This is a genomic window from Vibrio sp. TRT 29B02 (assembly GCF_050113655.1).
Classification (GTDB): domain Bacteria; phylum Pseudomonadota; class Gammaproteobacteria; order Enterobacterales; family Vibrionaceae; genus Vibrio.
In genome coordinates this window covers 1-22,175 of record NZ_JBNJOJ010000009.1, presented here as the reverse complement: position 1 = coordinate 22,175, position 22,175 = coordinate 1, and the positions used below count along the sequence as shown (strand labels likewise).

General features: G+C 44.2%; 24 protein-coding genes. 8 read left to right on the top strand and 16 right to left on the bottom strand.

Features of this window, described 5'->3' with window-relative positions; all coding sequences use genetic code 11:
- Window positions 1-129 precede the first annotated feature (129 nt).
- From ACQEXT_RS07305 to ACQEXT_RS07290, 4 genes are all read right to left on the bottom strand, one after another.
- Entirely contained in the window at window positions 130-1,287 is a 1,158-nt protein-coding gene (locus tag ACQEXT_RS07305) for a conjugal transfer protein TraF (RefSeq protein WP_426951281.1), read from the bottom strand.
- Between the two features lie 75 nt (window positions 1,288-1,362).
- Window positions 1,363-1,677, bottom strand: coding sequence for a GIY-YIG nuclease family protein (locus tag ACQEXT_RS07300; RefSeq protein ID WP_138970983.1), 315 nt, complete (start codon window positions 1,675-1,677; stop codon window positions 1,363-1,365).
- Window positions 1,677-2,327, bottom strand: coding sequence for a YceH family protein (locus ACQEXT_RS07295; protein ID WP_426951279.1), 651 nt, complete (start codon window positions 2,325-2,327; stop codon window positions 1,677-1,679). Before ACQEXT_RS07295 ends, ACQEXT_RS07300 begins: the two co-directional genes overlap by 1 nt.
- Window positions 2,328-2,361: 34 nt before the next feature.
- Window positions 2,362-2,556: a hypothetical protein gene (locus ACQEXT_RS07290; RefSeq protein ID WP_138970981.1), complete on the bottom strand. Its 195-nt coding sequence runs from the start codon at window positions 2,554-2,556 to the stop codon at window positions 2,362-2,364.
- 187 nt (window positions 2,557-2,743) lie between these two features.
- Between ACQEXT_RS07290 and ACQEXT_RS07285 the strand changes: the two genes are divergently transcribed.
- Window positions 2,744-3,061, top strand: coding sequence for a DUF496 family protein (locus tag ACQEXT_RS07285; protein WP_006878100.1), 318 nt, complete (start codon window positions 2,744-2,746; stop codon window positions 3,059-3,061).
- A gap of 302 nt (window positions 3,062-3,363) precedes the next feature.
- Window positions 3,364-3,609 (top strand): YgjV family protein, encoded by a 246-nt coding sequence (locus ACQEXT_RS07280; protein ID WP_138970979.1) that lies wholly within the window; start codon window positions 3,364-3,366, stop codon window positions 3,607-3,609.
- 93 nt (window positions 3,610-3,702) lie between these two features.
- On the opposite strand, the gene ACQEXT_RS07275 is transcribed toward ACQEXT_RS07280, so the two are convergent.
- Together ACQEXT_RS07275 and ACQEXT_RS07270 are read right to left on the bottom strand one after the other, a co-directional pair.
- Window positions 3,703-4,854 carry an HD-GYP domain-containing protein gene (locus ACQEXT_RS07275; protein ID WP_426951278.1) on the bottom strand — a complete coding sequence of 384 codons (1,152 nt, stop codon included), beginning with the start codon at window positions 4,852-4,854 and terminating at the stop codon, window positions 3,703-3,705.
- 238 nt (window positions 4,855-5,092) lie between these two features.
- Window positions 5,093-5,710, bottom strand: coding sequence for an OmpA family protein (locus ACQEXT_RS07270; protein ID WP_269374839.1), 618 nt, complete (start codon window positions 5,708-5,710; stop codon window positions 5,093-5,095).
- A gap of 284 nt (window positions 5,711-5,994) precedes the next feature.
- Here ACQEXT_RS07270 and ACQEXT_RS07265 point away from each other — a divergent pair, with 284 nt between their 5' ends.
- Complete coding sequence (locus ACQEXT_RS07265; RefSeq protein ID WP_331416559.1) at window positions 5,995-6,615, top strand: thiol:disulfide interchange protein DsbA/DsbL; 621 nt, start codon at window positions 5,995-5,997, stop codon at window positions 6,613-6,615.
- 17 nt (window positions 6,616-6,632) lie between these two features.
- Window positions 6,633-7,106: an FKBP-type peptidyl-prolyl cis-trans isomerase gene (locus tag ACQEXT_RS07260; RefSeq protein WP_331416558.1), complete on the top strand. Its 474-nt coding sequence runs from the start codon at window positions 6,633-6,635 to the stop codon at window positions 7,104-7,106.
- An 81-nt stretch (window positions 7,107-7,187) separates the two neighbouring features.
- Here the strand turns inward: ACQEXT_RS07260 and ACQEXT_RS07255 are convergent, their stop codons facing one another.
- The 5 genes from ACQEXT_RS07255 to nrdD all read right to left on the bottom strand — a co-directional run bounded on the left by ACQEXT_RS07255 (window position 7,188) and on the right by nrdD (window position 12,516).
- Window positions 7,188-7,574, bottom strand: a complete 387-nt coding sequence (locus ACQEXT_RS07255; protein WP_426951276.1) for an NUDIX hydrolase — start codon at window positions 7,572-7,574, stop codon at window positions 7,188-7,190.
- A 222-nt stretch (window positions 7,575-7,796) separates the two neighbouring features.
- A complete protein-coding gene (locus ACQEXT_RS07250) occupies window positions 7,797-8,447 on the bottom strand; it encodes an ATP-dependent zinc protease family protein (protein WP_426951274.1) in 651 nt (216 codons plus the stop codon).
- Window positions 8,448-8,508: 61 nt separating this feature from the next.
- Complete coding sequence (locus ACQEXT_RS07245) at window positions 8,509-9,690, bottom strand: amino acid aminotransferase (RefSeq protein ID WP_269374844.1); 1,182 nt, start codon at window positions 9,688-9,690, stop codon at window positions 8,509-8,511.
- A gap of 157 nt (window positions 9,691-9,847) precedes the next feature.
- Window positions 9,848-10,318 (bottom strand): anaerobic ribonucleoside-triphosphate reductase-activating protein, encoded by a 471-nt coding sequence (nrdG, locus tag ACQEXT_RS07240; protein ID WP_426951272.1) that lies wholly within the window; start codon window positions 10,316-10,318, stop codon window positions 9,848-9,850.
- Window positions 10,319-10,395: 77 nt separating this feature from the next.
- Window positions 10,396-12,516, bottom strand: coding sequence for an anaerobic ribonucleoside-triphosphate reductase (nrdD, locus tag ACQEXT_RS07235; protein ID WP_426951271.1), 2,121 nt, complete (start codon window positions 12,514-12,516; stop codon window positions 10,396-10,398).
- Between the two features lie 293 nt (window positions 12,517-12,809).
- Between nrdD and ACQEXT_RS07230 the strand changes: the two genes are divergently transcribed.
- On the top strand, window positions 12,810-13,700 hold the full coding sequence (locus tag ACQEXT_RS07230) for an endonuclease/exonuclease/phosphatase family protein (RefSeq protein ID WP_426951270.1): 891 nt from the start codon (window positions 12,810-12,812) through the stop codon (window positions 13,698-13,700).
- Here the strand turns inward: ACQEXT_RS07230 and ACQEXT_RS07225 are convergent, their stop codons facing one another.
- Genes ACQEXT_RS07225 through ACQEXT_RS07205 form a run of 5 tightly spaced genes read right to left on the bottom strand, consistent with a single transcriptional unit; the run spans window position 13,701 to window position 19,286 of the window.
- On the bottom strand, window positions 13,701-14,747 hold the full coding sequence (locus ACQEXT_RS07225; protein WP_331426720.1) for an efflux RND transporter periplasmic adaptor subunit: 1,047 nt from the start codon (window positions 14,745-14,747) through the stop codon (window positions 13,701-13,703).
- A complete protein-coding gene (locus ACQEXT_RS07220; protein WP_426951269.1) occupies window positions 14,744-18,052 on the bottom strand; it encodes an efflux RND transporter permease subunit in 3,309 nt (1,102 codons plus the stop codon). The genes ACQEXT_RS07225 and ACQEXT_RS07220 overlap by 4 nt, the downstream gene beginning before the upstream one ends.
- A gap of 17 nt (window positions 18,053-18,069) precedes the next feature.
- The gene (locus tag ACQEXT_RS07215; RefSeq protein WP_426951268.1) at window positions 18,070-18,528 is read right to left on the bottom strand and encodes a DUF6691 family protein; all 459 of its coding nucleotides are present in this window, start codon (window positions 18,526-18,528) and stop codon (window positions 18,070-18,072) included.
- Between the two features lie 10 nt (window positions 18,529-18,538).
- Window positions 18,539-18,961, bottom strand: coding sequence for a YeeE/YedE family protein (locus tag ACQEXT_RS07210; protein WP_138970965.1), 423 nt, complete (start codon window positions 18,959-18,961; stop codon window positions 18,539-18,541).
- 16 nt (window positions 18,962-18,977) lie between these two features.
- Window positions 18,978-19,286: an ArsR/SmtB family transcription factor gene (locus ACQEXT_RS07205; RefSeq protein WP_269374852.1), complete on the bottom strand. Its 309-nt coding sequence runs from the start codon at window positions 19,284-19,286 to the stop codon at window positions 18,978-18,980.
- A 165-nt stretch (window positions 19,287-19,451) separates the two neighbouring features.
- Here ACQEXT_RS07205 and ACQEXT_RS07200 point away from each other — a divergent pair, with 165 nt between their 5' ends.
- From ACQEXT_RS07200 to ACQEXT_RS07190, 3 genes are all read left to right on the top strand, one after another.
- The gene (locus ACQEXT_RS07200) at window positions 19,452-19,637 is read left to right on the top strand and encodes a YgaP family membrane protein (protein ID WP_138970963.1); all 186 of its coding nucleotides are present in this window, start codon (window positions 19,452-19,454) and stop codon (window positions 19,635-19,637) included.
- Between the two features lie 13 nt (window positions 19,638-19,650).
- Window positions 19,651-21,354: an FAD-dependent oxidoreductase gene (locus tag ACQEXT_RS07195; protein WP_426951266.1), complete on the top strand. Its 1,704-nt coding sequence runs from the start codon at window positions 19,651-19,653 to the stop codon at window positions 21,352-21,354.
- 408 nt (window positions 21,355-21,762) lie between these two features.
- Window positions 21,763-22,175, top strand: a 413-nt coding sequence (locus ACQEXT_RS07190; protein ID WP_426951265.1) for a peptidoglycan-binding domain-containing protein, incomplete at its 3' end; no start/stop codon positions are given.

Below are 22,175 nucleotides of genomic sequence, written 5' to 3'. Positions count from 1 at the left end.
AGCTAGCTGAGCATAATAATTTGAATCGTTTTATTTCAATTATAATTCATTATTATCAATGAAACCGAGCTCAATCATTAGCCTTCAAGCTATTAATTTTACTCGGCTTTTCATTATGCCGTATAGTGTCTAGAACGTAAAAGACAAATTGCCTGACAGACCAAATTGGTTGTCTCCTGCATAGCTACCAGCAAAGTCGAGACTGACAAGATCTCCTGGACTGATACCAATCCCCGCGGTGAAGGAGTTATCCAAAGTATCTTGAATATCCATCTGGTAACCCGCTCGGAGCTGTGCCCAGCCAAATGCATTTCCTTCAACACCAAAACGTAAAAATTGGGTGTCGTCGTTAAGATCGGTGAAACGTTTCTGTTTGGTTAGATCCCAGTCTACCGTCGCAACAAAATAGTCCATGCTATAAGACCCAGAAACCGTCACCTGTGTATTGAGCTTATAAGTACTGACACCGCTAATATCTAAGGTATTGATCTCTTTAGAAAACAGGTCTTTCACCGCCACACCAAATCGGTATTGGTCATAAAACCAAACCCCACCAAGATCTAAGTTGAAATAGTTCTCGTTAGTTTCACTTTTGTCATAGTCACTGATATCGAAACTCTCAACAGAAATACTTTGCTTGTAGGTACGCAGTTGTTGGTACTTTGGCGTGATACCCAAAGCAACATCCTGACCTTGGATGGTCATACGTTTCGCCAGAGCAACACCAAACTCAGTATAACCAAAGGCAATCATATCGACGTTGGAGTTATTGTAACGCGCTTCTACTGCTGCTGGGGTATCACCACCATTGGCCGCGATTTCAGGTGTCGCAACAATCTCCGCATAGCCGCGCGTAAAGATGTTAGCTGAAAGCGTGCTGATAGGAAGTGCGACGGCGATACCCACCCCCGCGCTTACCGCAAGCGGTTTATCATCTGCTAGCTGTGTAAGATAGCTATTTAACTGCGCTGATGTTGTCGCATCTGGACTACCCGATGCTTCAAACGCTTTAATCGTATCTTGAAGGCTATCTATCGTATCTAAAGATTCGTCAGTGTCTCTCACTGTCGCCCCTATTGCGGGCACCAGTAAACCAAAGTCATCACTATCGCGGTAAACGGCGGCTAAAGCCGGGTTATAGAACGGAGCCAACACATAATCAGCACTGGTCACCCCTGTATTCCCCATACCATTGCCTCTGCCATCAGGAGAGACCGTTGCCGCTTGAGCGGTACAAACCAAAATGATTGAGCCCACTGCCAAAGATATTTTACTTAATTGATTCATATCCATATCAACCTTTTTTATTAGTCATAAACAAGATTAATACATCTGGGGAATTTTGTAGGAATAACGAATAATTTATGCGTTATCAATACATCGTTCTATCACATATTCACCTGAAACAATTTGTTCTTTTTTCGCCTTAGATAATTGCTTGATTCGGTATTCTATTTTTGACGCTTCGCTTCTCGAAGTGCCTATGTATTGGTGCCATTCGAGCTTGAGAGGACCTTTACCTTTTAGTGCTTTTGCTCCGGTTCCATTGCAATGTTGCCGAAACCTACGTTCAAGGTCGGTTGTGATGCCACAATAAAGGGCATTGTTAGACATTCGGATTAGGTAAACATACCAATCCGAATGTAATTTTAAAGAGGGGGTGAGCAACGAGCTCATTAGGCCGAAAGCTGTTCAACCAGAGCCTTCAACTGTGCGACTTCTGATCTCAGTTCTTGAACTTCCAACTCTAGCTGGCTGATTCGATCATTATTCACGATTGGTGACTGAGCGGTTGCGGCTAATGACTCAACGTCAACTTCGCCACTAAATAGGTGCATATAGCGTGATTCACGCTTACCTGCCTCACGCGAAAGCTTAACCACTAACGCGCCATCTTCGCGCGCAGCCATACTATCCAAAACGGCCTCTACCTCTTTAACATCAGCAAAGTCTGCAAGACGGTTGGTACGGGTTCTGATCTCACCTGGCGTTTGTGCACCGCGTAGAAGCATACAGCATACAATCCCTTTTTCCTGTTTGGTCAGTTTAAGGTCACCAAATTCTGTGTTGCAAAAACGGTGTTGAAACTTACTCGCACGGCTATTGAAGCCACTTTCATCACTGACTAAACGGCGTGCGATAAGGCCATCCACAGCTTGTTGAACTTCAACATCAGTCAGTGACATAACAGGCTCGCGATTGCTTTTTTGGTTACAAGCAGTCGTCAGGCTGTTCAATGTCAATGGATAGTAGTCCGGTGTTGTGACCTCTTTTTCGATCAGGCATCCGATCACACGGGCTTCTACTGGGGATAGCTCTATATTCATACCTTTTCCTTATTATGTTGTTGCAAACGCTCTTCTAGTGTTCAGCGAGGATAGGAACTTTTCTAATTTTTCCGTTCTCATCGATCATCACTATTTTACTTCGGTTGAGCTCGATCTCTGTCACCTCTTGCCGAGTGCGTTCATGCTTATATGCTTTGACTAGTCGACTAGCCCGTCCTGGCGATGGCTCTATTGTCTCACTAGGCATAATAATTTCGGACGTGCGCATTTATTACATCGTACCTTGCCACAGAATATGGAAATCATATATCGAACCACTAGCAGGCTCAATCGTCTGCCGATAGATTGGCGATAAAAACGTCAACACACTGTAATGATTGATCTTAGGACTGTTAACCCACTAGATGTTATGATTTAATCATTGACAGTTTTTCAAAATATTAGGAAAGGGACCTATGAGTGGTGTATTTGAAATCGTAGCTCAAGCACGTCGAAAAAATAAGCTAAAACGCGAGCTTATTGATAACGAAAAGAAAGTTCGTGATAACCGTAAGCGTGTCGATCTTCTAGAAAACCTACTTGACTACATCAAGGCAGATATGAGCAACGAAGAAATCGTTGGTATCATTAAGAACATGAAAGCAGACTACGAAGATCGCGTTGATGACCATATCATCAAGAGCGCTGAAATCTCGAAAGAGCGTCGCGACATTAGCCGCCGTATCCGCGAACTGACTGAAGAAGACAAAGTCATTCAAGGTAAGAAAAAGTAGCCAGCGGTTACTCGCCAAATTAGCCAAGCCTGCACACCCTGTGCAGGCTTTTTCTTTGTAAGGTATTTCCCATTATCAACCAACAATTTTGGTTATCACTTTTGACGAAAATGCGTAAAACGTTTGCGTAATCGCTAACCTTCTCCGTTCCCTTTTTTGGGGCTTCCATCACACATTTAGCCCTGTTATATTTCATCTCAGTTAATCATTTAGACCATTCGAGGCATGGAGCTTCCTCACTTATCTCAAGAAGAGAAGAATTGGTACCGACAACGTTCGGCAAAAATTAAGAGGGTCAAATTATGGATATGGTTGAAATTTTAGGTTACGCAGCGTCTATCATGGTTGCTATTTCACTAACAATGAAAGACATCGTGCGCCTTCGTGTCCTTAATTTCATCGGCTGTGCGCTGTTCACTGCATACGGTTTGATGATTGATGCATGGCCAGTAGTAGTAACAAACGGTTTCATTGCCTGCGTTAACGTCTACTTCCTAGCTAAGATGCAAAGCGAAAAAAAAAGCGACGCTGTTAAAAGCGCAGCCTAGCCGACTGTAGAAAGATTTGAAAAAGCCCTTGATGTTTTATCATCAAGGGCTTTTTATTTACTAACGTTTCGCCGCTATAAGTGCCGATTAGCATCAGCTTGCAATCAGCTCTCGACTGTCAATTTTATCCAAATACTTAGAACGGATTTCCATAAACTGATCCAAATTGGCAAGCAATACATCGACGCACATCGGATCAAACATCTTCCCTTTTTGAAGCTTAATGTATTCAATGACTTCGCTGAGTTCCCACGCTGGCTTGTAAGCTCGTTTACTCAGAAGGGCATCAAACACATCTGCCAAAGTCACAATACGTGCTTCAAGCGGTATGCTGTCAGATCTCAATGCATCAGGTAGCCCCTTGCCGTTAAAGCACTCATGGTGATGTCTTACGATGTTTTTGATGAATTGAATTTCACCTTCAGAAACTGTCTTAGTTCCTGACAACTGAACCACTTCATCAATGATCTCTTCGCCGTAGATAGTGTGATTATTCATGACCGCCCGCTCTTCCGGTGTGAAGCGCCTATCGCTGTAAAGAATATCGTCTGGAATCAAATATTTGCCAATGTCATGAAAAGGCGCGTAGAGACGAATACGGTGAATAAATTGGTGGCTAATTTCACTCAAGCTTGTTGATAAAAAGCGCGCAAGTAACTCACTATACATACCCATACGGGTTAAATGCTCTTTGGTTTCGGGATCTCTGGCATGACCCATTTTCAGCGCAATTTCCAACGAAGCTTGAAAATGCCGCTGGCTTTCGAATAATTGTATAAATTGGTTTGCCACTACTTGAGCAAGGTAGGCAAAATCTCGTTCGACATCACATCGTGAAAAGAATCCCGTCTCCTTGGCATTAACAAAGATAAAACCGATCGTTTTGCCTTGATACGAAATGGGGTAAGTGTAGCTACTTCTATGACCCAAACGGATCAGTTCGCGAATACGATCCGTCTGAAACATTTTACGTAAATCACTGATTATTCTTATATTTGCAGTATAAGCAATGCTGGTTAAGGAGGAGTTATCACGGAGCTCATGTTGCTCAAAGTCATAACGACCCACATCGGCCATAGTGTCTTTAACATAGTAGTTGGAGACGCTGTTTTCACCCATTAGCGCAACGGAAAAACGGGACATTTGCGGGTATGAATCGAGGACATGTTCATAGATGCTGTCAAGCTTGAGGATGAGGGAAAGATCTTGAGCAGCAATGTGGTTTAAAAGCGAATAGTTGAACATACAGCAAAGTAGCCTTTATTTTTCTGATAAATTCTTGGAACAACATCTCATATTTGAGAGTCAACCTATCAGACATTTAACACTACGCTAACCTAAAACTACTCAAAGTTAGAAATTCATCATAAAGTTTATGGTTATTACACCGTTACATTGCAGAATAGTTGATACAGAACAACATTCCTCTCCATCAAGCACGTAAAAAGCACGCTTCAAGTCATTGATAAATTAACAAGTTTAATCAGTTAGTTGAAACAATAAACAGCACTTCAACACGGCGATTACACGCTTTACCTTCTTTAGTTCTGTTACTACATGCGGGCACATATTCACCATAACCACGAGTATAAATTGAATCCATCGCGACCCTGTTACTAACAAGCTGCTGTTTGACTGCATTTGCTCGCTTCATTGACAAGCTGTCATTAAAGCTTGGCGCGCCGGTGCTATCAGCATGCCCGTCAATAACAATGTCGATACTCGGTTGTGTTGCCAAGTAGCTTCCCATCATATCCAGCCAATATTTTGAATCAGATGCGACTCGAGACGAGCCTGTATTGAATTTTATCGTGTCTTTGAGACGCACCATGACATGATTACCCGGCAATATTTCGTAATCGATACCATTGCTGACCAGGAAGTTCTGTAAATCACTATAGCTCTGAGTACGTTGTTGCCCCATTGGACCGCGAACGCCAGAAGTTGACATAACAGGCTGTGAGCCCCACTCAGGGTAGCGAACATCAAAATCCGACTTTGGCGCGCTGTCCAACAAGTTATCATCCCAAAATGCCATCTCGTCCGTCATGCTGCTACAGCCTGACACTAGGAGAATAAGGGGTAATATAATTTGCTTCATGAGTCCACCGTGAGTTCCGTTACGCTACATAATCTGTATCGGCAAAAATGAATAATCTTTAGCCCTTTTCAGACAATTTTTATTTCGATATTTACAATTATATCAACAGCCAAATGCAGGCAGCGCATTATTCATCGTTAGAAATACTTTATTCACCCAATTCTGTCATCGAATGGTTTCGCTTCTCAATTTGAATCAGTAAAATCATCCTACTTTTAACTCACATAGATATCGCGCTGGTGTCACTCATCAAATTCGACACCGTCACGATTCGAGATATCATCATGAAAAAACTCGCAACCTTTGCTTTTATTGCTCTTTCTGCACTTCTAGTCGGCTGCAGCGAAAATTCTGGTCCCGTGGAAGGAAAGCAGTATGAACAACTTCCAGTCAACTTAGCGACATTTCGTTTGCCACCAGTTACCGAGGTATTTTCACTCAACTGCGGTCATTGCCGCCAGATGGAAAATGAGATGCCAACCATTGAGAAACTCACTGGTCAGTCGGTCGGTAAAGTTCACGTAACGTTTAATGAGAGCGCACAAATTGGTGCAATGATCTACTACGCGGCTGAAATGCAATTAGGCAAAAAACCCGATCATGAGATGATGAACGAGATGTTTGCTGCAACTCAAATGGGAGATGGTGCAACACTTACAGATAAGAAGAACGCACTCGATCAAGTCTTCCATAGCCGTGGGTTAACCAGTCCTTATGACTTTGATGAACAGCAACAAAAACAATTGTTTGCTGCAATGCAAGTCGCTGATGACATCACAACCCAAGGTCAGATCAACGCCGTCCCTACTTTCATTGTTAATGGTAAATATCAGGTTATAACCAGCGGTCACCAAGATGTGGCAAGCATTGCTGAAACCATTAACTTCTTGCTTCAACAACCTTAATTCTACGGAAAGAAACTATGTCTAAAATCATCTTCCCTATCGTTGTTTTCATTCTTGCGGCATTTTTCATCTACCGCACTTGGACAAACCACAAAGCGAGTGAAGAAAACTTTGCTGCTGGGCAAGCATTTCTCCTCGAGAACGCTAAGCGCGATAATATCATCATGACTGAAAGTGGTTTGCAATACGAGGTTTTGCATAAAGGCGAAGGCACTGAACATCCAACAGTAACTAACACAGTGAAAGTTCATTACCATGGCACGCTTATCGATGGTACGGTGTTTGACAGCTCAGTTGACCGCGGTGAACCAATCAGCTTTAAATTGAATCAAGTGATCAAAGGCTGGCAGGAAGGTCTAACTTACATGACGGTAGGCGATAAGTTCCGCTTATACATCCCTAGCCCACTTGCTTACGGCAAAAATGGCACTGGTCCTATCCCGCCTGCGGCGAGTTTGATTTTCGATGTCGAGCTGCTAGAAATTCAATAAAATAATTAAAATACGCAAAGCCAACGGACATCCGTTGGCTTTTTGCTATCTGCACAAAATTCGTCTATTAATGCAACCGAATTAAGCGTAATTAACCAGATGACGCTGAATAAAGTCAACATCAGCAGAATAGAAATCAGAGAGAGGCAATTCACTTGGCGATAACCAGTGAAAAGTCTTTTGACGCTCGCTGCCCACAACCGTCGGCTCATGCTCATCCGTGGCACTAAAAATGGCGTAGTAAATACGTCCACCAAAATCATTTATGCCACTGAAAGTTGCCGTGTGAGTCACACCATCAATTTTTGTCTCTTCGTAAAGTTCACGAGCTGCAGCGTCAGTGCCTGATTCATTTTTATTGACTGCACCACCTGGAAACTCGAAAACCATGCCTTTTGATGTTCTAAATCTTTCCTGAACCAACACTTTGCCATTTTTCATAACGATAGCCATAGACAAGTGCTTCATATGACAACTCCTTTCAAATGTTTGTTTAATGCTTCGCTCTATCGTACAGAGATGTTGTTCTTTTAAGGGTTCAATAGTAGCGAGCACACTGCTGACTTTTCGGCCAGATATTAACTCAATGTTAATTATGATGCTGATTCATTAAACAAAAACATGATCTAGAGAGATAAAAAACCAGCACATAATCCTGGTGCTGGTCTTAATTTTGGTCAATTAGATAAATTATTTGTGCTTATCTTGAATGTATTTTTTGCTGACATCGACAACGGCAACATCTTTAAAAAAGCTACGTCCGAGTAATAGTGGGAACGTTAAGTGGGTGCGATCGGCCAGAGTAAATTCTGTTTTCTCTTTCAACTCGCCCACTTGAATCCATGCTTCCACAACCGCGCGCTCGTGGCTACCATCGGCACTTGATTGGCGGATCTTAACCCAGCGTTGAACAGGCAGAGCAATTTCTTTGCTCTTGATACCTTCATGCTCGATCTTGAATTTGACCCAGTCTTTACCATCGCGCTCAAAAGGAACAATATCGATTGCACTGATAGAAGAGGTTGTCGCTCCGGTATCTACGCGCGCTTTGAAATTGGCATCTAAGCCCGGAACATAGACCCACTCTTCTTCGCCCAGCAACAATTTACCATCAGAGGTTTTTTTCGGTTTTAATTCAACGACAGGTTGTTGAGGTTTTACGACTGGCGCAACTGGCTTTTCAATTTCTTGTTTCGGCTCTTCGATTTGCGGTTTTTCAACGTTGGGTTCTTCAATCTGTGGTTTTTGCTCGGGTTCTACAGGAGGTTGTCCCGTTGTCGAACAAGCGATTAAACCGCCACTTAGCATAAATGGAATTAGTGCTTTCCACGTATTATTCATTCGGTCACCTAATTTTGACAAACTGCTGTGTTAAAAGGGGCGAAAACTCGCCCCAAAACACTTATGAAACGTTCACAATCGCTTCGGCTACGTAAGGAATGTCCTTCTCAGTTAAACCTGCGATGTTGATCCGACCATCGCCTACTCCATAAATTCCATATTGTTCACGGAGTTGCATCATTTGGTCTTGGCTAAAGCCTAGCACAGTAAACATGCCTTTGTGGCTCTCAATAAAATCGAATTGTGAAGTATTGTGGCTATTTCTCAATTCATGACACAAAGTCTGACGAAGGTTTAACAATCGTTGCTGCATTTCACTTAACTCTTGCTTCCAAACTGCGGTTAGCTCTTGATTTTGCAAGATAGTTTTGACCAATGCTGCACCGTGATCGGGTGGCATGGTATAAGTTGCACGAGCCAGAGTGAGAAGCTTACCTTTCGCATTACTCACATCTTCGACCGACTTACCAACCACGATTGCAGCACCGGTACGTTCACGGTAAAGACCAAAATTCTTCGAACATGAGGTGGTAATCAGCATTTCTTCCACGTTGTTAGCCATGTGGCGAAGACCTTGTGCGTCTTGCTCTAGACCATCACCAAATCCTTGGTAAGCAATATCAACAAAGGGAATAAATCCATTTTTCTGTGACAACTCTGTAATCGCTTTCCAAGCATCGAAATTGATGTCGGCACCTGTTGGGTTATGGCAACAACCATGAAGTAAAACCACATCTTCAGGACCCGCTTGTGCAAGATCATCCATCATACGAGCAACATCAACTTGCTTAGTTTCAGGACTAAAATAGCTGTAGTGCTTAACTTTAAGACCTGCCGCTTCCATTACTGGTCGGTGGTTGACATAACTAGGATTGGAAATCCAAACCGTCGTATTTGGCTGGGCTACCCTCATCAGGTCACCCAACATACGTAGTGCACCGCTTGCACCCGGAGTCTGGATTGCAGCAACACGATCCATCGCTGAAGTGCCTTTAAGTAACAAGTCAATCATTGACTGGTTAAACTCTTCACACCCTGCCAAACCAACGTAAGATTTCGTTTTTTGTGTGGCGACAACAATGTCTTGTGCCTGAGAAATCGCTTTCATTACTGGTGTTTCACCAGCACTGTTTTTATACACGCCAATGCCAAGGTCAACTTTTTCGGCGCGTGGATCGTTGCGGTAAGCAACGGATAAAGAAAGAATAGGATCCAATGTAGGAGTCGGTAAATGAGAGAACATGAAAGTCACAACCCTTTGAAATTCAAGTAACGGCCTTCAAGTTAACATCTAATTTATAAATCTAGAAATAAAATTTCAGCGCTAAAGTGCAAAACAGGATAAAAATCCGAATCATTTAACATTTATTTAACTTTCGCCCTTTTTGCAGCAAATTCTACTAGTCGATTTTAAAGCGGTGAATAATCTGATTCGAACTCCCCCGCCACTCAAGGTTAAGATCGCGTTTGTCCTGTTCAAACTTACCATCAATCAGAGTGTCGATATATTGGACCACTTCACGTTGCGCATCATCAAGCTCTGCCAATGTGTAACCAGTCCACACCCAGATATCTTTATCTGGACACTCCTCTCGTACTCGTTTAACCAGTTTGAGTATATGAGGTACATTGGCCGGATGAAGTGGGTCTCCCCCCGACAACGATAACCCACGGCGTTTGATACGCGTATCGTTGAGATCAGCAATGATTTGATCTTCTGCCTGCTGAGTAAACAGGATACCCGAATCCAAACGTTGAGTAGACTGATTGTAACAACCGCGACACTGATGCACACAACCAGAGACAAACAGCGTACAACGCGTGCCTGGACCATTTACAACGTCTATGGGGTAATATTGGCGGTAATTCATACTTTACTCATTCAAACAAATTGAGCCCAGTTTTGGGCTCAATGTTACTTGTTAGTGTTGCAATTCAACTACCCGATTTATAGGTGCTTGACGCGACGTTTAACTTCTTCTTGTTTACCGAAGTTAAACGGACGTGCATCTGGGCTACCTAGATAGCCGCACACACGACGTGTCACAGATACCTTAGTCGAGTCATGGTTCCCACAGCTCGGGCAAGTGAAGCCTTTACTGGTACAGTCGAACTCACCATTGTAGCCACACTCATAACACTCATCGATTGGCGTATTTGTTCCGTAATAAGGTACGCGGCTGTAACTGTAATCCCAGACGTTTTCTAACGCTTCAACATTGCGTTGCATGTTCGGGAATTCGCCATAACAAATGAAACCACCACTCGAGATTTGTGGGTAAGGCATTTCAAAATCAATCTTGTCGTAAGGGTTAACCTTTTTCTCCACATCGAGGTGGAAACTATTGGTGTAGTAACCTTTATCTGTCACACCTTTGATAACACCAAACTCTTTAGTATCAATACGACAGAAACGGCTGCACAGGTTCTCACTTGGTGTACCGTATAGGCTGTAGCCATAACCAGACTCTTCTGCCCACAGATTCACTTTGTCTTTTAGATACTTGACGATATCAACCGCTTTCTGACGCAGTTCAGCATCGTCATAGACGTGTGTTTCATCACCAAACAAGGCATTGATCGTTTCGTGAATACCGATGTAACCAAGAGAAATCGATGCACGGCCATTTTTGAAGATGTTGGCAATCGGTTCGTCAGCTTTTAGTCGCACACCACAAGCCCCTTCCATGTAAAGAATCGGTGCTACCCGTGCTTTGACATTTTCTAGACGTGAGATTCGAGTCTCTAGCGCGCGACGAGCCAGATCCAGTCTTTCATCCAATAGCTTGTAGAACTGGCGCTCATCACGGTTGGCAGCAATCGCAATTCGCGGCAAGTTAAGGCTTACCACGCCTAAGTTGTTGCGTCCTTCATGGACTAACTCGCCATTCTCTTGGTAGGTACCCAAGAAGCTACGACAGCCCATAGGCGTCTTAAATGACCCCGTAATCTCTACCACTTTGTCGTAGTTGAGAATATCTGGATACATGCGTTTCGAAGCACACTCCAGCGCCAACTGCTTGATATCGTAGTTTGGATCTTCAGACTTGTGGTTTAACCCATCTTTAATGCCAAACACTAGCTTTGGAAACACAGCCGTTTTACGATTTTTACCTAGACCCGCAATACGATTTTTCAAAATTGACTGCTGAATTAATCGTGACGCCCAACTTGTACCCAGACCGAAGCCAAAGGTCACAAATGGCGTTTGGCCGTTTGCTGTATGGAGTGTGTTAACTTCATACTCTAGTGATTGGAACGCGTCATAACACTCTTTCTCTGTACGAGCGGAGGCAAACGCTTCAGGATTGGGAATATCCCACTCTTTGGCGATCTCCAAATGCTTGTGATAACTGGTCATCACATAAGGCTCTAGAACTTCATCAATGCGGTTGATGGTTGTTCCGCCATAGATATGACTGGCGACCTGAGCAATGATCTGCGCCGTTACCGCAGTTGCAGTCGAAATGGATTTCGGTGTGTCTATCTCAGCATTACCCATTTTGAAACCGTGTGTCAGCATGCCTTGTAAATCAATCAGCATGCAGTTAAACATCGGGAAAAACGGTGCGTAATCTAAGTCATGGTAGTGAATATCGCCCATCTCATGAGCCTGAACAATATCACGTGGTAAAATGTGCGTCTTGGCATAATGTTTCGCAACAATACCCGCTAATAGGTCGCGCTGAGTTGGAATGACCTTACCGTCTTTGTTGGCGTTTTCGTTGATTAGATCAACGTTACTCTCTTCGATAAGACCTTCAATTTCACGCGTCAACGTGCTCTGCTTCTCACGTGCGATATCACGATCATGACGATACTCGATGTATGAACGTGCCAAAGACTTATAAGGCCCTTGCATCAACTCATTTTCTACTCGGGTCTGGATTTCGTGGATGTGGACTTCATCGTGATCTTTTAGCTGAAGCTCTACCGCTAACGCAACATTCAGTGCGTATAATGCGATTTCTTGGTCTACGTGCTCGGCTGCTGATTCCACTGCAGCTTGAATGCGATCCCTGCTAAACGGAGCTCTTGAGCCATCACGCTTGATTACGATTGGTTTCACCTTTTCTCCTTACCCCAGCATACCCACAGACTTATCCACAAATACACTATATAGGGCGATTTCTTGTTCGACTGACACTATATATTGTGGCGTATTTAACGAGATGAGGGAGGCAAAAGTATTGATTTTGATCAACAAAAGGAGAGCCTCGCTCAAGATCAAATCGATCTTAGTGGGGTTGATCTCAGATGAGAATAAAATGATGAAAATTGCAAAAATGCTACTAAATCTACTTGCAATTTTATGACCTCTTATAGGATAAAGGCTGCAACTCTGTTCATGAATTAAATCCTATGATAGCCCCTAAAACGTGGTCAAATTTTGCGTCACTCCTGTTGGTCTTTTCATTTCCTGCTGTGTCAGCACCACAGATGACGTTTTCAACATGGAATTTTGAATGGCTAAGCAGCCAGCCATCACCTGAGTTTTCGGCATCGCAGAGAAGCAACGCGGACTATCAGCTACTAAACCGTCACTTTATCGACATCAATAGTGATGTCGTCGCATTTCAGGAAGTGAACGATGCGCAAGTATTGACCAAGGTCATTGGCTCCAAATATCAAACGTTCTTTTCTGAGCGAAGTGAACGCAGCAACCAGCATCACCAATTTGATAGCATCAATCAATACACTGGCTTTGCGGTTAGAAAAGGAATTAAAGTGGCTGACGCCAAAGACCTTCGTCTTGATAACGCTAACAACAGTAAACTGCGTTTCGCTAGTTACATCATCATTGAGCCAACAAGCAATCAACCGCTTCATGCGCTTTCCGTTCATCTCAAAGCAGGCTGTTCAGGTCGATTTAATAACAGCCAAGCGTGCCAAACACTCAAGGGACAAGGGCAAGCTCTCAATGACTGGATAAGGCTTCGTGAGTCCAAACAAGAAGCCTATATCATCCTTGGGGATTTTAACCACAACATGGGGTATCAAAATGATTGGTTATGGAAAGGTATCTCAGACCAGACTCGCGCATCACTGGCATCACAAGCCAGTCGGGCGGATTGTAAAGTGAAGTCACGCAATAACCCGAATAAGACCCACCAATTTCGTTCACTCATCGATCATATCATTGTGAGTGACACGCTAACCGCATCGACACCCAAGCAAAATGTGTTTGCGATCAGCGATGTGATTAACCATCAACTCAGCGACCATTGCCCTCTGAGCACTGAAATTCATTAGCTACAAATCACGGGGATTAAGTAGTACAACGTCCCCTTCAACAAGCCCTTTTCGCACTCGGAAGTCATCCCCCAATTGGACAAGTCGAGTGTGAACCATCCCCTCTTCGACCACTTTAACGTAGTCTAGTTGACCGACTTGATAGATAGCAGCAACCGGGACTTTAAGTACTTTTTCACTGCCTAGATCAACAGATACTCGGGCAAAATTGCCTGGATAGAGTGTATGTTCGGTATCGAAACCCAATCTGATTAGGTAACTGCGCGACCCGCTATCCGCCGCCGGCGCAATTTCATTGATGTTCGCATCTAACACCAACTGGTAAGTCGGGATCTCAACCGCTAACGTCGCGCCTATCGACAAAGCAGGCATGACGGATTCGGCAACATCCGCTTCAACGATAAGTGAGTCTGGATTGTACATCGACAACAACGCCATACCTGGTGTCGCTGTGTCACCTGAGTTAATCGGTTTGTGGGTAATAACACCATCAAAAGGGGCCGTAATTACGCTGAAACCAAACGTTGTTTCTGCTTCTGAAACAGCCGCGCGCGCCTGCTCCAAATTCGCTATTGCCGTCTTTAACGTACTCTCAGCCTGATCGAATTGCGCTTGCGGTACCAATTTCTTGTTCAGGAGCTCTTTGATTCGCGCATATTCTTTACGCGCTGCATTTAACTGCGCTTGTGAAGATGACAAGCTTTGCTCTGTCTGCCTGACTCGCGCATTAAGGTCATCACTTTCTAATCTCAGCAACACGTCTCCTTTACGGACTGGCTGACCCACTTCAACCAGCACTTCGACAACCGTTGCCGTTAATCTCGCGGCTATCGTCGCTTTTTGATCCGCGACGACGGTTCCCGGAAACTGTCGCATTACACGTTCTTCGGTAGCAACCAAAGTGACAACTGGCTGTGTTTGACTGACTGCATCGCGTGTTTGCATTTGAGTAGAGACTTTAGGTGTGAACACGCCTGCCATATAGAGGAAGACCAATGCAAGTCCGGCGAAGAGAACGGTTCCTAATAAAAGTTTACGATTGATCATTGTTCATCCTCCAAGACAGGAAGTCCATGGCCCTGTTTATTCTGATAAGCGAGGTTATAGACCACTGGAATAACCAGTAGCGTAAATATCGTTGAAGCGGTAATACCAAAAATAATTGCCCATGCTAATCCATTGAATATTGGATCGAGAGTAATAACGATGTTACCCAGTAACGTAGTACCCGCTGTTAGTAATATCGGTCTCATCCTAACTGCGCCCGATTGAAGTAGAGCATTGTTTAACGATTCGCCACGAGCCAAGGATTGCTGAATAAACTCAATGAGAACAAGAGAGTTACGCACCACAATACCCGCCAATGCAATCATTCCGATCATCGCGGTTGCCGTAAATAGTGCCGGGTCTGGATAACCATTTATGCCGCTCGACAAGCTATTTAATAGCCAAAATCCCGGCATGATACCAATCACGGTTAACGGTATAGCAAGCATAATAATGCCAGAGACAGCAGGCAGCCCCGTCTGAATTAGCATCACAACAAACACGCCTAGCAAAGCCGCACCATATGCGATTCCGAGGTCACGAAATACATCAACCGTGATTTTCCATTCCCCTTCTCCGCTCCAGACCACATGGATATTATCGTCCAACTGCCAATTTTGGCCTGAACCGTTACTAAAATAAGTACGATTGCTCCAGTCGGTAAATTCACGTTCACTATGCCTATTTTGATCTGCAATAACGTCAGCAACGATCTCTCCAGGCACACGGCCAACTGACTCTGCATAGACATACACCACAGGTTTGAGGTTCTTGTGATAAATAGGACTATCCACCGCTCTTTTTACAAACTCACCCAGTTCCGATAACTGAACTAAAGGCTGTGGTGCATCACTAAACGTACCTTGACTGGCCACTTTCACCACCCCTGCTTGCCCACGAACATAGAGTTGCAACAAGCTGTCTAAAGAATCACGCTCACCTCTTGGTAGACGAATTTCTATCGGCAGCGCCGCTACTTCCTGCTCACTGGCCAGATAACCGAGTACTTGCCCTTTATTGGCCGCCGTTATGGTGGCATTGATATCTTGGACTGAAATGCCTGAAAGCGCTGCTTTCTCCTGATCAACAATAAACTGCCAAGTCTCCAGTTGCTTCTGAACACTGGTGTCGACCTCTGATACAAAGGCTTCGCTTCTGAGTCTCTGCGCAACGATGTCTGCCTGCGTAATCAATTCTTGGTAGCTTGTCTGCTCATTTCCATACACTTCCGCCGTGATGGTCGCTATCACCGGAGGGCCAGGCGGTACTTCGACTAACTGTATCTCTGCGTCTTGTTTTCGTGCAATGGACTCCAAATCCTCCCTGAGTCGCGTAACAATTTGGTGTGATTGCATTGAGCGACTATGTTTTTCTACCAGTACCACTCTCAACTCACCTTGATACGGTTCACTACGCATAAAGTAATGACGAACCATACCATTAAAGTCCATTGGAGACGCTAATCCCGCAAACCCCGAGACTGACTCGACTTCTGGTACTTGTAATAAATAATCTGCGAATACGCGCAATGCATTTGAAGTATCAGCAAAACTGGCGGACTCCGGCATGTTCAACACCAGTTGAAACTCATTCTTATTGTCATAAGGCAAAAGTTTAAGCGGAACGAGACGCAAAGCAGGTAAGGTTGCCGCGGCAAAAAACAAGATCGCAACTAAGCCTAAGAACAACCACGCCTTCTGACGACTGGCAAGCAGAGGCGTCAAAACTTTCGCGTAAAGTTTGTATAGCGCGGAATTTTCTATTTGGTAATGGTCTTGTTGTTTGGTCGCTTTAAGAAGTTTTTTGGCTAACCAAGGCGTAATAAAGAACGCGACGATAGTACTGAATATAACACTGATAGGAACATTGAATGCCAACGGTGCCATGTAAGGCCCCATCATTCCGGTTATAAAAAACATCGGGGTAAAGACAATCACAATCGCGACCGTGGACATTAAAAGTGCACTGCGAATCTCTGCCATCGCTGCCACAATGGCCTTGGAACGAGACAAGTCTTTTCGTTTTAGAAAACGTTCAATATTGTCAATGCTCGCGATCGGGTCGTCGACAATCAAACCCAACGCCAAAATCAGTGCAAACAGGGTAACGCGGTTAATTGAGTAGCCAAACAGCAAATCCATTCCCAACGCCGCCCCATAGCTAATAGGGATAGCAATACCCACCACAAGTGCACTACGCCAGTTAAGGAACAGACCGACAAATACCACCACGGTAACGATTGAAACGCCTAAGCTAGAGACCAGGTTAGACACCTTATCGTCAGCGGTCTGTCCATAGTTCCTAATAATATCGACCTTAACTTCGCTGGGAAATTGCTCGTCTTGAAGCAAGTCAAATCTATCAACTATTGATTGAGCCACATCGACCGCATTCGATCCTTTTTGCTTCGCGACAGAGATAAACACCGCTGGATACTCAGTTGCGGTTTCTGAAGAGATATACCAAGTGTCGGTTGCCGCTTCAGAAGCCCCATCGACGACAGAGGCAATATCGCGCAAGTAGACAGGTTTATTGTTGACGACTGCAATGACAAGATCCTGAATATCTTGCGCAGATTTAAACAACTGACCGGACTCAAGTTGGAACTGCTGCCCTGCTATTTGCACCGCGCCTGCTTGGGATTTGGTATGACTTACGCTCAGTGCATAGTTCAAATCGCTCACTGTGACACCAAAGTTAGCCATGGCAAGTGAATCAAGCTCGATGTGAATCTTTCTCGACTCACCACCAATAACGGCAACGCTGTTGGTCAAAGGCAGGGCTTTAATACCCAGAGTCGCTTGGTCAGCAATTCGACGTAGTTGATAACGGTCAACCTTGTCTGCATCAGTCGAATAGATCGCAGCAACGACGATAGGCACATCATCAATTTCAACCGGCTTGACTAACCAGCGGCTTACCGAAGGGGGAATACGATCTTGGTTTGAATAGAGCTTATTATACAGTTTGACTAGCGCCGCTTCTCGTGGCTCACCGACGTAAAACCTAACGATGACCTGTGCCGCCCCCTCCATTGATGAAGAGTAAACGTATTCGACACCGTCTATCTGACTTAGGAGTTTTTCCAAGGGCTCAGTGACTTGATTTTCAACCTGCTCGGCGCTGAGTCCAGGTGCAGAAATCAATACGTCCGCCATCGGAACAACAATTTGCGGGTCTTCCTCTTTTGGCGTCAGCCATAATGCAGCTGCTCCAACTACCAATAACATAAAAATCAATATTGCTGGGAAGAAGCTATTCATTACAGAATGAATCACACCATCCTTGGTTGCCGCACGTTCCATGTCTCCTCCAACGGATCCTAGCTGGATCTCACAATACTTGGCTGGTTATTGCTCTTGTCGAATATGACTTTCGCCAGCAGCGAGCCAACGACCATAGCACAGAAGAAAATCACAATAGATAGATTTCCTAGACCGAGACTTGCAACCGCAGGACCTGGACAGATGCCCGCGATTCCCCAGCCAAGGCCAAACAGTGCCGAACCAGAAATCAATTTTGAATCAACGTTTTTTGCTCTAGGCAAACTATATTCGCATCCGGTAACAGATGCTTTACGAGGCTTGATCACTAGAAAATAGCACGGCATAAAAATAAGCAATGCTCCGCCCATCACAAATGCCAAACTTGGGTCCCATTGTCCTGCAACATCCAGAAAACCAATCACCTTTTGCGGTTCAATCATTCCCGACAGCGCCATACCAACGCCAAATAATAGACCGCTAATCAATGCAGATAAACGAAATAACAAAGTGTTCATCAAACCGCCTTTATTGGAAAACATGTAAACGGAAATACACGGTTACACCAGCAACCAACATAAAAACACAGGTGGCAATGATTGAGCGCTTCGATAAGCGTCCAATGCCACAGATACCGTGTCCACTAGTACAGCCATTCGCCATACGTGTACCTAACCCCACTAATAAACCCGCAGAAATCAGTAGAGAGAGAGAAATGCCTTCGGTTACTGGGACTTCAACGCCAAGCAGAACTACACTCAGTAGTCCGCCTAACACCATGCCGGTGAAAAACAGCAGACGCCATGAAAATTCACCGCTTCGTGGGCTGATCAAACCATTTATCACACCACTAATTCCGGCCACTTTGCCGTTAAAAAGCATCAACAGAGTCGCAGAGACTCCGAGCAACATTCCACCAAATAACGAGTGCCAAGGAACAACTTCTAACATCGAAATGATTACCTTCTTATTTACAAAAAACGCTATGTAAGCTCAGGATTAACGGTTCCACACGTGGATCCGCAAGTGAATAAAAAACCTGTTGTGAGGATTTGCGTGCCTGAATCAGGTCATGCTTACGTAACACAGTCAGGTGCTGAGAAAACGCAGATTGACTTAGAGCAGAACTTTGCTGCAACTGTCCTACACCCACCTCACCTTGAATCAATTGGCAAAGCACCATTAAACGCTCAGGATGCGCCATCACTTTAAGTAGATCAGCAGCCTGAGTTGCGTTGTCCTGCATGTCTGCGATGTTCATTGCTTGTGTAGCCATGATTTGCCTCTTTATTGATTACATCTCTAGATATTACGCAAATATTAAAATTAGTCAATTCTAATTTAGCATCCATAAAATTAGATAAATTAACATTAGACTTTTCTAATTGAACAATCTATATTGAACCTAATTCGATTTAATCGGTAACAAGGAAACTCGATTATGACAATGGAAAATGCGATTCGCGTACTAGCAGGAAGTATGGTTTTATTGTCGGTGCTACTTACTTTCACAGTCAGTAGTCACTTTGTATGGTTAACCGTTTTTGTCGGCGTAAATTTGATTCAAAGTGCCTTTACAGGTATCTGCCCTGCGGTTTTCATTTTGAAAAAGTTTGGCTTTCGTTAACTGAGGTTTATTAATGACTAAGATTTTAATTGTCGGCGGTGTGGCTGGCGGCGCATCTGCGGCAGCTCGTGCTCGTCGCTTGAGTGAAGAGGCCGAAATCATCATGTTTGAACGCGGCCCGTTTGTTTCATTTGCAAATTGCGGTCTTCCCTACCATATTGGCGGCGATATTAAAGAGCGCAGCAAGCTTCTCTTGCAAACTCCAGAAAGCTTTTTAGCTCGATTTAACGTTGATGTTCGTGTTATGAACGAAGTCATATCTATCGACCGACACAACAAGCAGGTTACGGTTAAGAACCTACTGGATGGTAGTGAGTATACGGAAAGCTACGACTTCTTGCTCCTCAGCCCAGGCGCAGGCCCTATCGTTCCGCCAATCCCTGGTATTGATAACCCGCTGACGCACTCGCTGCGTAACATTCCTGATATGGATCGCATCATGCAAACCATCCAGATGAACAAGCCAGAGCACGCAACGGTTGTTGGTGGTGGATTCATCGGTCTAGAAATGATGGAAGCTTTCCACCAGTTGGGAATTAAAACCACCCTGATTGAGATGGCAGATCAGGTAATGACACCTGTCGACCGTGAAATGGCGGGCTTTGCTCACGCTGAAATTCGTCAAAAAGGCATCGATTTAAAACTGGGCGTTGCGCTTCAAGCGGTTGAATACATTCCCAATGAACATATTGCCAGCATCGGCGCTGGTGAGGATACCGAACACCAGCATATTGAAGGTGAGCTCAACCTGACTCTCAACAATGGCGAGTCGCTGACCACTGATATCTTGATTATGGCTATCGGTGTGCGTCCTGAGACTAAGTTAGCAAAAGAAGCAGGACTTCAAATTGGTCAATTAGGTGGTATCTACACCAATGAAATGATGCAAACAAGCGATCCTAGCATCTACGCTGTCGGTGATGCAGTCGAAGAAAAAGACTTTGTCACGGGTGCACAAACTCTAGTTCCACTTGCTGGCCCTGCTAACCGTCAAGGTCGTATGGCTGCCGACAATATGCTCGGACGCAGTGAAACTTACCAAGGCACACAAGGCACGGCTATCTGTAAGATTTTTGACCTCGCGGTTGCTTCAACGGGCAAAAACGAGAAACAACTTAAACGTGATGGTGTTGAGTACGAAAAGGTCTACGTTCATACCGCTAGCCATGCAAGTTACTACCCAGGTGCTGAGATTGTCTCGTTCAAGATGTTGTTCGATCCAAAAACAGGCAAGATCTTTGGTGCGCAAGCGGTAGGCAAAGATGGTGTCGACAAACGCATTGATGTAATGGCTGTAGCGCAACGTGCAGGTATGACGGTTGAGCAACTTCAACACTTAGAACTGACTTACGCGCCTCCTTACGGCAGTGCCAAAGATGTGATCAACCAAGCGGCCTTTGTCGCGAACAACATCATTAAGGGTGACGCTACGCCGATTCACTTTGATGAGATGGACTCACTAACAGACGATCAAGTACTGCTTGATGTACGTAACCCTGGTGAGCTCGAAAATGTTGGCTTTATCAAAGATGCGATCAACATTCCTGTAGACCAATTGCGTCAGCGTATGGACGAACTGCCTAAAGACAAGGAGATTGTTATCTACTGTCAAGTTGGGTTACGCGGTAACGTAGCATACCGTCAGCTAGTTAATAACGGCTTCAAAGCCCGTAACCTGATTGGCGGCTATCGCACTTACAAATTCGCTACTGCTTAAGATAAACCAAACACTGCCCTTTTCCTTTGGAGCACTTAATGTGCTCCTTTTTTTTACAAATAAGAGTGCCACAACCTTCATCTAACTGTCGTTCATCCAGAAGTTAACCTACATCCAAAACTCTTCTTTGAAAGCTGCTTAATAAGCGAATGATGACAACTACCTTGAAAAACGCCGAACCCCCTAAAACCGATGCTGTGGGAACAACATCGGTTTTTTTGTACCCACATATTTAGAAAGTCGCCTCGCTTGTATATTCCATAATCCTTGTCTTTTAAGCTCTCTTGAGCAAATTTTTGCCTCTGCTTTTTCTATGATATGCTCTTACGCATCTTGTCTCATTGTCTTTATTTTTATGAACACCGCCTTTTGATAGGACTACGTTAAAATAAAATTTATGGATGGAATATGGATTATAAATACCCCCCAAGAGAAATTATAGACCCAGAAGAAGAGAAAAAGTCTATGGTGGAAAGTCAGGTTAGGCGTTCAAATGCAGCGATAGCTGAATATGATGAAAGGGAAAGAAGAAGAGCTAAACTATTGGCTTCTTTGACTAAAGATAATCCTCCACAGGTAAGTAACGCACCAATACTCAAATCAAGGCTGTTAAAAAATGAAGAGAATATGAATGCTTTAGGGAAAGGTTCGTTTTCTTCACTGTCTATGGGGATGAAAAGCTTTGAAGTATTAAAAGCTCAAGAAGCATTGAAAGCAGTGGAAGTCTATCAAGGAAAGGTTGAAGGAATCTTTGGAAGTAAAACAGAGCAAGCGGTTAAATCTTTTCAGCAGACATACAAACCAACGCATACAACTCATGC